The organism is Phaeodactylibacter xiamenensis (assembly GCF_000759025.1).
GTDB classification, from domain to species: domain Bacteria; phylum Bacteroidota; class Bacteroidia; order Chitinophagales; family Saprospiraceae; genus Phaeodactylibacter; species Phaeodactylibacter xiamenensis.
Genome location: NZ_JPOS01000083.1, coordinates 427,195 through 439,672 on the forward strand (window position 1 = coordinate 427,195; position 12,478 = coordinate 439,672).

9 protein-coding genes are annotated in these 12,478 nt (G+C 49.4%); 1 reads left to right on the forward strand and 8 read right to left on the reverse strand.

The genetic code is table 11. The features are described from left to right. Positions 1-62 precede the first annotated feature (62 nt). The 5 genes from IX84_RS24685 to IX84_RS24705 all read right to left on the reverse strand — a co-directional run bounded on the left by IX84_RS24685 (position 63) and on the right by IX84_RS24705 (position 7,461). Positions 63-3,176, reverse strand: a complete 3,114-nt coding sequence (locus IX84_RS24685) for a tetratricopeptide repeat protein (RefSeq protein ID WP_044227154.1) — start codon at positions 3,174-3,176, stop codon at positions 63-65. A 249-nt stretch (positions 3,177-3,425) separates the two neighbouring features. Next, positions 3,426-4,673 carry an ornithine--oxo-acid transaminase gene (gene rocD, locus IX84_RS24690; RefSeq protein ID WP_044227156.1) on the reverse strand — a complete coding sequence of 416 codons (1,248 nt, stop codon included), beginning with the start codon at positions 4,671-4,673 and terminating at the stop codon, positions 3,426-3,428. A 16-nt stretch (positions 4,674-4,689) separates the two neighbouring features. Next, positions 4,690-5,310, reverse strand: a complete 621-nt coding sequence (pncA, locus tag IX84_RS24695) for a bifunctional nicotinamidase/pyrazinamidase (RefSeq protein WP_044227158.1) — start codon at positions 5,308-5,310, stop codon at positions 4,690-4,692. A 14-nt stretch (positions 5,311-5,324) separates the two neighbouring features. Beyond that, on the reverse strand, positions 5,325-6,800 hold the full coding sequence (locus tag IX84_RS24700) for a DUF389 domain-containing protein (RefSeq protein WP_052516369.1): 1,476 nt from the start codon (positions 6,798-6,800) through the stop codon (positions 5,325-5,327). Between the two features lie 10 nt (positions 6,801-6,810). Then, on the reverse strand, positions 6,811-7,461 hold the full coding sequence (locus IX84_RS24705) for an ABC transporter ATP-binding protein (protein WP_044227161.1): 651 nt from the start codon (positions 7,459-7,461) through the stop codon (positions 6,811-6,813). Between the two features lie 291 nt (positions 7,462-7,752). Here IX84_RS24705 and IX84_RS24710 point away from each other — a divergent pair, with 291 nt between their 5' ends. Then, positions 7,753-8,517 carry a hypothetical protein gene (locus IX84_RS24710; RefSeq protein ID WP_160213921.1) on the forward strand — a complete coding sequence of 255 codons (765 nt, stop codon included), beginning with the start codon at positions 7,753-7,755 and terminating at the stop codon, positions 8,515-8,517. A gap of 123 nt (positions 8,518-8,640) precedes the next feature. Here the strand turns inward: IX84_RS24710 and IX84_RS24715 are convergent, their stop codons facing one another. From IX84_RS24715 to IX84_RS24730, 3 genes are all read right to left on the reverse strand, one after another. After that, a complete protein-coding gene (locus IX84_RS24715) occupies positions 8,641-10,119 on the reverse strand; it encodes a T9SS type A sorting domain-containing protein (RefSeq protein ID WP_044227164.1) in 1,479 nt (492 codons plus the stop codon). Position 10,120: 1 nt separating this feature from the next. After that, positions 10,121-11,347, reverse strand: coding sequence for a hypothetical protein (locus tag IX84_RS24720; RefSeq protein ID WP_152605224.1), 1,227 nt, complete (start codon positions 11,345-11,347; stop codon positions 10,121-10,123). 379 nt (positions 11,348-11,726) lie between these two features. Further along, the coding region (locus tag IX84_RS24730) for a transposase (RefSeq protein WP_152605225.1) at positions 11,727-12,478 on the reverse strand (752 nt) is incomplete at its 5' end.

The window sequence follows — 12,478 nt, forward strand, 5'->3', positions numbered from 1 at the left end:
TTTGGTCTGAGGAATAAGGTTTAGTGCCCTGCCTTCAGTCTGACAGAGCATTAAAGATGTTGTTACTGGCCACCATCTGTGTCCATGAAGCCATCATCTTCCGGGCTGGTATTCAGGCGGCTCGACTGATTGATGAGGCTGTTGATGGTTTGGAGTTTCTCTCTGGCCTCGCTAACCAGCTTTTGGTCGCCGTCATAATTTTCCAGCAACGCTTCCAGTGCGGCCCGGGCATTATAAAGATCTCCTTTTTCCCGGAGGATATCCGAAAGCAGGATCACGCTTTTCGCTACCCAAAACGGATAGCCCGAACTCTCCTTGTTGGCATTGATGCAAATTTCCTGTGCCCGCTCCAAATCCCGGCGCAGGTAGAAAATATAAGCTTTTAAGTAGCGGGCTTCCGCTGTTTGTTCATTATCGCTCAGGCGGATGACTTCGTTGAAAGCCGTAAGGGCATTCTCATAATCCTGACGGTCGTAGGCCATTTTGCCGAGGTAGAAATTCGCAGTGGCGATCTGAAGCTGTGAGGCATTAGGGTTGGTGGCTACTTTGCGGGCCAGAGAATAGACCGCATCGTTTTTGCCCACCCGGTAGGCTGAGCGCAGGGCGCCCAACTGAGCTTCAAACCGCTGCTCCGGAGACTGAGCCACTTCCTCCAGTTCGGTATAGAGATCATAAGCCAAAAGGAAGTCTTTATCGTGGTTATAAGCAATCAGCGCTGCCTTTTCCAATGCCTTCAAAAAATACGGGCTTGGCCCTTTGTCCACTACGGTCGCATAGTCTTCCAGGGCATTGGAGTACTGCCGCAGTACCGCGTAGGACTCTGCCCGGTGGTAGGTAGCCGGAAGGATGTACAAGCCACGGGGGAACTTCCGAAGGTAATCCGTATAGGACTGTATCGCGCGCTCGTAGTTCGCATTCTCATACTGAGACTCCGCTGCCCGGAAGTTGATGGAGTCCCGGACCTCATTCTCCACATTGCCCTGCACTGTTTCCAGGAAGGCAAAGTAGGCATCAGGCTGCCCCAGATCGTCTACATAAATCTCTTCCAGGGCGGCCATAGCCAGGTTAGACTCGCTGGCATCAGGATTGGTGGAGAAGACCTGCTTGTAGTAGTTGATGGCACCGTCCAGGTTGCCTTGGTTATAACTGATAAGTCCGAGGCGGATCAACGCTTTGGTCACCAGTTCAGACTTACCCTGATAGCGCCGCAGCAGCTCCTTGAGCGGCGCCGCTGCCTTGCTAAGCTGACCAATTTCCTGATAGGTTGTGCCCAGGGCCAGAAGGGCATCGTCGGCATACTGAGACTCCGGATAGTCACGCTCAATGCGCTCCAATGCCAGGATTTTACTGCTCGTACGCCCCAGCAGCCCTTCGATAATGGCTTTTTGGTAAAGCGCGTACACAAATCCGGTGTATTGTTTATTGACCGCGCGGTCGTAGTAGTCCACCGCACGCAGGTACTGATTACGCTTAAAGAGGCAGTCGCCCGCCCGGAGTGTGGCGTCGCCCAGCACCTGATTGCGTACTTTCTCGTTGCGGATAAAGGAACGGTTGCGGTCTATGCCGTTCACTGCTTCTTCAAAGAAGCCAAGGGCAGCAGTGTATTCCTCCTGTTTGAGGTAGTTATAGCCCTGGGTGTAATTGGCAGTGAAGATAGAGGCCTCATCAGGCATATTGCTGAGGGTCTTGGCCAGTGTCAGGTATTGGTTGAGCAACCGGATACTCGCGTTGTAGGCTTCTTCCCGGTGAGCGATATCGCCCAGCCAGTAGATGGCCAGGGCGCGGGTACGGGCATCAATGGAAACATCGAGCGACTTTTCGAAGTATTGCTTGGCGCCATTGATTTCGCCATTTTGCAGCAACTGCAAGCCCCGGTAGTACGATACCTTTTGGTAAGTTTCCTGTAGCTGTGGTGTTCGGTTGGGCAGGGACTCGATGATGTCCATCGCCTGTTGGTAATCGCGGTAGCTGAGAAAGATTTCGCTCATCAGCTCTTGTGCATCAATGTAATGCGGGGAGGAAGGGCGCAGCTCTTTGAGAGCGTTGATGGCTTCGCGCGGGTCTTTGAGCTCGTAGCTGAGCTTGGCGTAGTTCCAAAGCGCATCCTCCTGAATATCCTCATCATACGGCATGCGCTTGGCGTTACCGAAAGCGGTACGGGCGTACTGCCGCTGATTGACGCGCAGGTAGGAATCGCCGAGAATGAACATCGCGTTCTGCCCGATTTCTGAGTCTACGGTCACCAAATCCTTGAGGTACTGAATGGCTTTCTGATAATCGCCTACCTGATAATAGGTGTAGCCGATCTGATAGAGTTCTTCTTCCCGCAACCGGCTGTTGCGCTCAGCGTAGTACTGTAGGTAAGGCAGGGCTTTCTGGTACTGCCCTTTTTCGAAATAGGATTGCCCGATGAGCTGCTTGATTTCCGTTTCCTTGAGCACGCCCTGCTGCTTGACCCGGGGCTCCGCATAAGCGATCAGCTCGTCGAAGCGGCGCTCTGCAAAGTAAATCTGAGCCAGATAGTAAGGTACGTGAGGCTTGTATTTGCGGGAACGCTCCACGATGCGAAACTGCGAAATTGCTGCATCATAGCTGCCTTCAAAAAAGTAGCACAGCCCAAGGTAATAGTTGGTCGGATAGTAGTAATCGTTTTCCAGATCCTTGATACTCCGGAAGTTGGCCTTGGCCTGCGTGAATTTCTTCTCCACAAATAGCGCATAGCCCAGCTTAAACTTTACCTCAGCTTTTTGCTCCCGGCTCATACCGGTGGTCGGCACTTTAGAAAAGAAGTCGATGGCTTTTTCATACTGCCGGGCATTGTAGTAGTAATCAGCTACTTCTATCAGCGCCTGATTGGCAATGGTATTGGGGGCATACTTGCGTACGAATTCGAGAATGAGCTTTTCGCCATCGGGTGCCTGCGTGCGCACGGCTGCACGTGCGATGTTGAGTTCTGCCTTCGTCCTCAAGAGCTCTGCCTCCGGCTCATTCACAGGCAACAGCAGGCGATGGGCTTTTTCAAAATGGTGCCGGGCCTTCCCGTAAATGCCCTGCCCGAACATCAGCTCACCAGTCTTGTAAGCTTCATTGGCTTCGGTAAAAACAGCAGTTTGCTGGGCCAAAACAGACCAGCCCAACAGTAGGAACATAAAAATTGGGGCGATTCTTTGTAGCATGCTTAAGCGTTTTGTCATCGTTTTGCGTCTGCGGCTGGAGCAGTTGTGTGAATCACGAATTTATAAAAAAATAATCCGTACGCCAGCTTTTTGAACTTCGCACCCACAAATAACGCCACGTGGGTGGAAAAAATTACGCAGAACTGCGGGCAGATGATGGCCGGGTAAAGTCATGTTGATCACAAAAAAAGCCAGGAACCACTGCTCCCGGGCAGCTATTCCTGGCTCAGCCTTACTTCCATGCTTGTTTTAAGCCTGGAAGCTGAGGATGGTCTCTTCTATGATATCACAGCACTCACTAAGCTGTTCTTCGGTCATAATCAAAGGTGGCGCAAAGCGGATTTTATTGCCATGTGTAGGCTTGGCCAGCAAGCCATTTTCCGCCAGCTTCAGGCAAATGTTCCAGCCCGTTTTGCTGTCTTCTTCGTCATTGATGACGATGGCGTTCAGCAGCCCTTTGCCACGGACCAGCGTGACCAGGTCTGTTTTTTCCACCAGGTTCTTTTGCATACGGTCACGGAAGATTTGCCCAAGGTGTTCTGCTCTTTCGGACAGCTTCTCATCTCGGACCACTTCCAGTGCAGCCATACCCACTGCGCAGGCTACCGGGTTGCCGCCAAAGGTGGAGCCATGTTCACCGGGCTTGATGGTCAGCATTACCTCATCGCTGGTCAGTACGGCTGATACCGGGAATACACCGCCGGAAAGGGCTTTGCCCAGAATGAGGATATCCGGTTTGAAGCCTTCGTGCTCGCAGGCAATTAGTTTTCCGGTACGGGCGATGCCGGTTTGCACCTCATCGGCTATGAATAGCACATTACGGGAACGGCAGAGGTCGTATGCTTTGCGCAGGTACCCTTCATCGGGCACCACCACGCCGGCTTCGCCCTGAATGGGCTCGACCATGAAGCCCGCCACGTTGTCATCCTGCAGGGCTTCCTCCAGCGCAGGAAGGTCATTGTAGGGGATGATTTCGTATCCCGGCATATACGGCCCAAAGCCAGTGGTGCTGCTGGGGTCCGTGGAGGAGGAAATCGCCCCCAGGGTACGTCCCCAGAAGTTGCCGGTGACGAAGATGATCTTAGCCTGATTGGCAGGCACGCCTTTGACTTCGTAGGCCCACTTTCGGCACAGCTTAACGGCTGTTTCGCCTCCTTCCACGCCTGTATTCATGGGCAGTACGCGGTCGTAGCCGAAGAACTCGGTGATAAACTTTTCATAAGGCCCCAGCATGTCATTGTGGAAGGCCCGGGAAGTCAGGGTGAGTTGTTCCGCCTGCTTTTTCAGCGCTTCTACGATATGTGGGTGGCAATGCCCCTGATTGACAGCGGAATAGGCTGCAAGGAAGTCGTAGTATTTTTTACCTTCGACGTCCCAGAGGTAAGCACCTTCCCCGCGGGTGAGCACTACAGGCAGTGGGTGGTAATTGTGCGCGCCGTAGCGGTCTTCCAAAGCGATGTAGTCCTTCGAGGAGCGTAGCGTTTCCTGTTGTACCATGGGTAAAAATTTCTTGTTAGGAAGTTATAATTTGGTCTGACTGCGCAATGATAGCACCTTTTTCGCGCATTTCCGAAAGGGCTTTATCCGAATCGCCTTCATTGAGATTGACGCCCCGGCAGCCGTCTTCCACCAGGTAGGTTTTGAAACCCAGCCCGAGCGCATCAAGTACGGTGAATTTCACGCAAACATCAAGGGCTAAGCCGAGAATGTAGACTTCGTCCACGCCTTTTTCCTTCAGGTAGTCGCCCAAACCAGTGGCTTTGCGGTGCCCGTTATCAAAAAAACCGCTGTAGCTGTCAATTTCGGTATCGGTGCCTTTGACGAATACCTCTTCAAAGGCATCGGTATTCAGGCCAGGCGCAAACTCTGCACCAAAGCTGCCCTGTACGCAGTGGATTGGCCAGAGGATTTGCTGCAGCCCGTTCAGGTCGATGACATCACCCGGGTAGCGCCAGGGGTGCATAGCGGCAAAGCTCTTATGGTTGGCAGGGTGCCAGTCTTGGGTGGCGACCACCAGGTCGAAGTGTTCCATCAGCTTGTTGGCGACCGGTATAACCTGATCGCCTTCCCTGACCTCCAGGGAGCCGCCGGGGCAGAAATCGTTTTGTATATCAACACAGATTAGTGCTCTCATCGCGTATAGATTTTTTAATACGAAATCAGTTGCAAAGTATCCAGCTCTGCGCTTATTCGGAGAATGCGCTCAAGGCGCTCTTTGTTTACCGCAGTCCCCCGCCGATTAGCCCAATCGACCATAAAAACCGGTGGCAGGCTGACGGTAGCCGAATCATTGACGGTCCGGGCTTCCGGGGCAAACTGAATGGACTCGATATCGGCACCAAAGGATTCCCGCGCTACCCGCAGGCTTTTGGCAATAAGGGTGGAATCGCTTAGGCGGCGGGCCAGGGCGCGTTTGAGGGCTTCGGTCTCCTCCACGGCAGAATTGGCTGTGCGGCGTTCGGTTTCCAGCATTTTCACCACCTCCTGCCGCTGCGCCTGCAGGGAAGTTTTGATGTCCTCCAGGCTCATTTCGGCCTGCATGGGAAAGAGGCGCACCGGTGTATTCAGGTCGTATTTTTCGTGCAGGAGCTCCTGGTAATGCAGCACAGAATCCTCGGAAATCCGCCGGCCGAGCAATTGCAGGATAAGCTTATTGGTGTCACCGTCTATCGCAGTCAGTTCATAATTGATGCAGGCTTGCGGGAAATAATCCTCCACAAAGGACTTCACCTCCGCTTTGTCCTGCTGCATTTCATAGAGATTGTACAAAATGATGCCGCTTGGCAGGGAGACGAGCAGGCTGAAGAAGGCGGTAATCATTCGGTTGCGGCGCGCCTCCCGGGCATCCACATAGGATTTGAGGGGGAAACGCAGCAGCCGGATGATGATGTAGGTGGTCAGCGCAATGAAGAAGGAGTTGAGGAAAAACAGGTAGAAGGACCCGCCGATGATCCCAAATGCCCGGTTGATTTCAGCGCTAAACGCCTGTGGCTCCATACTCCCCTTCCGTATCCAGAGCTCAAAGACCTCAGCCACGCCAAACCCCGTCACACAAAGCGGTGGCATCAAAGCCGTAGCGATGGCTACGCCCGGTATGGCGTTCGTTTTATCCTTTCGGGAAGAGGAAATGATGCCGGCAAAGCCACCAAATATCGCCACCAGGCCATCCAGGAATGTGGGGGAAGTCCTGCCCTGTATTTCCGGGGTGATGTGCCCGAACGGGCTAACGAAAAAATAAAAAGTACTCACAAACAGGGCAATCAGGATGGCAATCCCAAAGTGCCGCATGGAGGTAAACATGGAGTCCTTGTCATTGATGGCTACGCCCAGCCCAATGCCCAGGATCGGCGACATCAGGGGCGACACCAACATCGCGCCGATGATCACGGCCGGCGAGTTCAGGTCAAGCCCGAGGGAAGCAATCATTATAGAGCACCCGAGCAGCCATGCATTGGCCCCCTGCATGCGCTTATTGTTGCGGATGGCAATGATGGTGCCTTCGCGGTCGAGCCCTGATTCGAGGTCGAGTAGGGTGTGAAACCATTCGCGTGTGGCCTGCCAGAGGTCAGATAGCGCTTCGCCGATCGTTCTGGAAGACGAATTGGGTGTTGGAGTCGATGCCATAGGGTTTAGTTTAGCTAATCAAGCCATCCTTCATTTCGAGCCGCCGATCGCTCATCTGGGCCAGTTCTTCGTTGTGGGTGACAATCACGAAGGTCTGCCGGAAATCGTCCCGGAGCTTAAACAGTAATTGATGTAGTTCCTGAGAAGAAGAAGAATCGAGATTACCGGAAGGCTCATCTGCGAAAACAATGCCCGGTTGGTTCATCAGTGCGCGCGCCACGGCCACCCGCTGCTGCTCCCCACCGGAAAGCTGTCCTGGTTTGTGCTGTAGGCGGTCGCTAAGCCCGAGGTAATCCAGGAGCTCACCGGCTCGTTTTCGGGCTTCCCCTTCCGGCTTTTTGGCGATCAGGGCGGGCATGAGCACATTTTCTACCGCGCTAAACTCCGGCAACAGGTGGTGGAACTGGAAAACGAAACCAATATTTAGGTTGCGGAAGGCCGCCAGTTTTTTGGTGCCCATTTTCTCAACTGCCGTGTCATTGATCAGCAGCTCACCACTGTCCGGGCGGTCGAGGGTGCCCAAAATATGGAGCAGGGTGCTCTTTCCAGCGCCAGACTTCCCGACAATGGAAACAAATTCTCCCTTCCCAATCGAGAGGTCTACTCCTTTGAGTACCTGAAGTTGCCGGTATGCTTTTTGAATGCCTGATGCCTGAATCACAAGCCGTGGATTTTGTGAGCGGTAAAAATAGAAAAAAGTGGTAGGTTTCCTGAAAGTACTGTGCTTTCCTGCTTTACTTATTTTCAGATAAGGCTTACCTTAGCCAAGGTACATAAGTTACTTTTCAAACGCGCCGAAAAAAATGAATCCTATGGCTTGACCTTCTACTATTTTTTCATCAACGCTCTTACTATGGATTTATATGACTTTTTTCTGAAACCTAAGCTTCTCTCAGGTCATTACTGCCAAAATGAAATGACCCGATCCGACCGGCCTCTCGGCAAAGCATTCATGAGGCTCTTTTTCTCATTGATCCTATTTTTTGGGGTTGGCACCCTACCCCAACTGTCCGCCCAGCAGTCCTCCAGTTTGGAGCTTCATTTGCTGGCTGGGCGGAGTGATGCCGTGTGGATTGAACGAGATTATTCAATGCCTATTCTCGAAAGCGGCGTGGTAAACTCAGGGGCATCACCAACCTTCGAATTTCAACTGCGCCATGCCCTACCCCTATCCGAACACTGGCGGTGGGTGAATGGCCTGGTCTTTGGGGTAGACTCTTATAAATTAAACCCTTACGTAGATAAGGACTTCAACCGCTTTGGGTCGGATAATTCTGATTATTTTATCAATGCAGGCATCTACCACTTTGCCTTGCTCACTGCCATGCGGTACGACCGGTCGTTCAATGAAAAGCATGGCTTTTGGGTACAGTTGGGGCTTCAGGCGGCCTACTTTGTTCGGGGTTATATTGATATAGAACTGGCTGCCCTTGTTGGCAATGGTCAAGTTGAAGAGCTTTTCCATTCTGAATTGATCATCAATGATGCCAACGATATCGCCTTTGCACCTGAAATCCAGCTCGCCTACCGACGCACCCTTGGGCAAAGCCGGTGGAAGCTATTCCTGGGCACCAGTGTTGTTGTTTCCAGGTTTGAATCTGCACAGGGAACCTTTCAAATCTTTGGAGACAATGAGGTACGGTCTGGAATAATGCAAAAAAGGTGGCTGAAAGCGGGGCTTAATTTGGGGGCGCAGTATGCGCTTGCTAAGCCTTAGAATAGAATTTAATACCTGAAAAGACGAATTCACCACCAAACCAAACTATCGGTACCATCCCGGGTTCAACAAAAAGAAGAGGCACCTAATCCTTAATTCGCAAAGAGTTTGCGGCTCAGCTCATTAGTCCATTAAAACAACTTTAACTGTACCCTTAAGCTTACCATGTTGCCGAACTCCTATCATGTAAAGGCCTGGCTGATATGCAGAAATATTGAAATTAGTTTCCTGATCCAAAGTTTCAATGGTCTTTAATAATTGACCTCGTGCATCATATAGTATAAAGGTTTTAGAACCATGTACGCTCGTTTCAACCGTTATTCTATCACTAGCAGGATTAGGAAAGGCGTTGATTACTGTTGTGCTTTCAAAAGTGGCCATTTCTTCAAATGAAGTTGGGATTGAGTCACAAACTGACCCATAAACAGGACCTAAGGCATAATTGGGGTAGTGTGGAATTGTCCGTTGTATACGATACGGTAGTTTTAACCCTTCAAACGCTACAAGGGCAGTATCAGGTCCAGTGTCTCCTGGTTCAATGATGTGTAAATAAGATTCTGATGCTTGTGGGGCAATATAAATTCTACCGTACATATCACGATGCATATGAACAAAACTCCCTCCAAAACCTGGATCTGGCTGAAAAGAGGTCCTTAAAGTATCAGGAGGAGTACTAAAAGGAACTTTTATAACGCGGTACCAACGCGAAAAATATACGAAATCAGAATCTACAGAGAATGTACTACCTCCTCCTCCAAATATCCCATTCTCTAAATTGGAAAACCCGACATCTTCCAATAGGCCGCTACAACGATCAAAAGTCATAAACTGAGCTCCGCATTTAGAACCAAAACGAACGATCCGGTTTCCCGAGGGAGATACTGAAAGCGAACGCTGCCAGCGACAAGGAGGGAAAGGGAAATCATATCCCACGTTTTCTATCAGATGCGATTCCACCCCCTCAGGTGTTAGCAGAATTTTGTGGTATTCGTTGGTAGCAAAATGATTGGTGATCAACCACCAGTCATCACCGTTTCCATGACGAACCAATACAAAGGGGTCTACTTCTTCTGCGATAAGAACCTCATTTTTTGAGACTACCTCTAATTGCCCAGTGAGAGAATCACGCACAATAACAGTAATATACAGAGGTCCGTACGAGACAGAATGCTGTATGCTGTTTTTTATCCCTAAATGAATTAGATAAAACAGGTCAGGAGCTGTTCTAAATGTAGCTACTGATGCACCCTTAGGCGCTAAATACCCATAGTCATCACAAGCAATTTCATGAATCTCGCCTGGGTTTAATTCTTCTCCACCGGGTATGACCTGATGGTCTCCATTGTATAAATGGCAGCCGTTTGTGTAAAATAAAACCTCTCCCTCTTTATCAACCCATCCTGCCATAGTGCTTTCAAATTGAACAGGGCTATCAAAAGACGATATTAAAACTGTATCTTCATTTGGCATAATTTGAATTCGACCGTTGGACAATGTATCAAGCTGCTCTGTATATCCTCCTACCCATAATGGTTGTTGAGCCGTCACGTTAGAGGAAAACAGCATAAAAAACATTGCAAATAGTACATTGTACTTTTTCATATCAATCACAATCTAATGGTTCGAGCCTGTAGTTTGGGAAATGCGGAATGGAGTTGAAATTGCCCGTAGGTAAATTGAAGGCAAGCTGCCTAAACCCACAAGCTTGCCCAGGAAGGTTGGGGCGTTCAATAACATGTAATGATGCAGAGGCAACACTCGCAATGTATACTTTACCATCGGGCGCAAGCTGGCTATAAGCAAATAAATCGGCAAAAAATGGGTTTCCTAAAGGGAATGCTCCGTCCCAATTAGCAATAGTGTCCAGAACAATTCCCTGTTCCATGCTATTTAAATCCACTTGCACCAAGTTTTCTAATGAATTGATATAAGCGAAACGAGCATTAGGGGAAAATGCTAAACTTGTTCTGTTCATTGCTGGAATGGGTCGAAAAAAGGCATCATTGAACTGCCCACTGCACCTATCGAAGTCAAGCACGATTAAGCCTTCTCCCTCATCAAATAACAAAAACTGAGTGCCATCGGGAGAAAAACCCGAATAGCTAAAATTTCGTTCTTCCGCAGAAAGAAAGGAATAATTGGGTAATAACAAAGTATCAACATGGTGCAGGCTGACTCCCATTTCATCGATAGTATATGTGTTTACTACTGGTGAATCGTAATCGACCACAAGCATCCACCATTCTGCGCCATCTCCTGCCTTGGTGAGGCCAAAACCGGCAAAACGCCCATTCCATATTAAACTATCTTTAATTACAACAGCCCCTTTACCATCTTCCTCCTCCATATCTATTTGAGAAAAATAAAGATTGTTGCGTACAATCCAATCCAGGTCATTCCCTGCCTCATGATGAAAATATAGATAATTGTTTTCTAGGTATGGGGATGGAACTGATAACCCCGAATAAGTAATTTCATCCGGCTGCCCCACTCCTATCCAATACCCCTCATTAATTGTATCACCGTTTAGCATTGCCTCATTATCCCTATTGTAAATATTATAACCATCACTAAAATAAAGGACTTGAGTTCCTGCACTATCTGACATAATGTGTGCATAAGCGTTCAGTGTTACAGGACGATCTGTGGGCATTGCCTGGGGAGGTGCAAAATTGAAGTCTATTTTCCCTCCCTGTGGAAATGGAGAAAGGGAATCATACCTACCATAATACCAAATACGGTCATGATTCTGCGCAGATACTGAACTATAAAAGCCTAGCATCAGAGACAACAAGGGTATCAGCAAATATATACTTCTCATTTTATTCACAGTCTATAGGTTCAAGCCGGTAATTAGGTGCATAGGAAACTGTTCCCCCGTTTACTGTGGGTAGCCGAAACCCATATTGCCGGACCCCAGATGCTTGCCCAGGGAGGTTGGGTCGCTCCACTACGTGAAAATGAGAAGAGGTATTTGTATTTGCATAATATATCTTTCCATCAGGTCCTAAAGCCCCTGCACCGAAACTGTTACCAAATGGATACCAATTATTATAGTAATACAAATCCCAGTTTGCGATGGTATCCATTGGGTTTTGATCAGGTAACAGCTTTGTATCCAACTGGATTAGCTGTCCTGAATTGTTGTGGTAAATAAACCGGGAGTTCGGAGAATAGACTAGTGGCTTAAGACATAAGTTTCTGACAATTTAAATGAGAGGTTCCCGGTCCTTGTCGAAGCCTTTAAATTTCCATTTTAGAGGTTTAGCCAAGCACTCATTGTAAAAAGCCACGTAGGCTTCTATTTTGATTTGTAGCTCTTCGACTGAAGAAAAATTGCCATTGCTAATCACATGACGCTGCAGCTTAGCGAACCAATTTTCGATTGGGTTGAGCCAGGAGCAATGCTTGGGCGTGAAGACAAATCTGATACGGTGCTCTTCTTTTTCCAGGAAACGCCTACGAGTTACCATGTTTTTTAAGATGCCCTCCCGGCCTTTTGTGCCCAGGCCTTCATCATACCCTTCGCACTCGGCAATCCAGCGGACCAGCGATTCCGACATATGGGTATTGAGCTGGTCGGACAAAATAATAACCTGGTCCATTTCTGGCAGTGCATGGACGGTGCATTTGATGAAGTCAGCATAATCTGTTTCATCCCGAGTGTCTCCCATACGGTAATTGATGACCTGGCCATTTTCCACGTTGTTAGCGGCAATCAGCGTCGTTGTACCGTGACGGATGTACTCATATTCCACCCGTTGGTGTGCCCCCTTGCTTTTGGGGGCTGCACCTTTGGCACGCTCTATAGCCTGGATACCCGTTTTTTCGTCGATGCTTATGACATGGCGGTTGGGGTGCTTGCGCAGCACAGAATCGAGAATGAACTGGCAAACCAAAGCAACCCTGAGCACGAAGGCTCCCCAATCTTCGATCTTTGGGAATAGCCAATACTCTGATT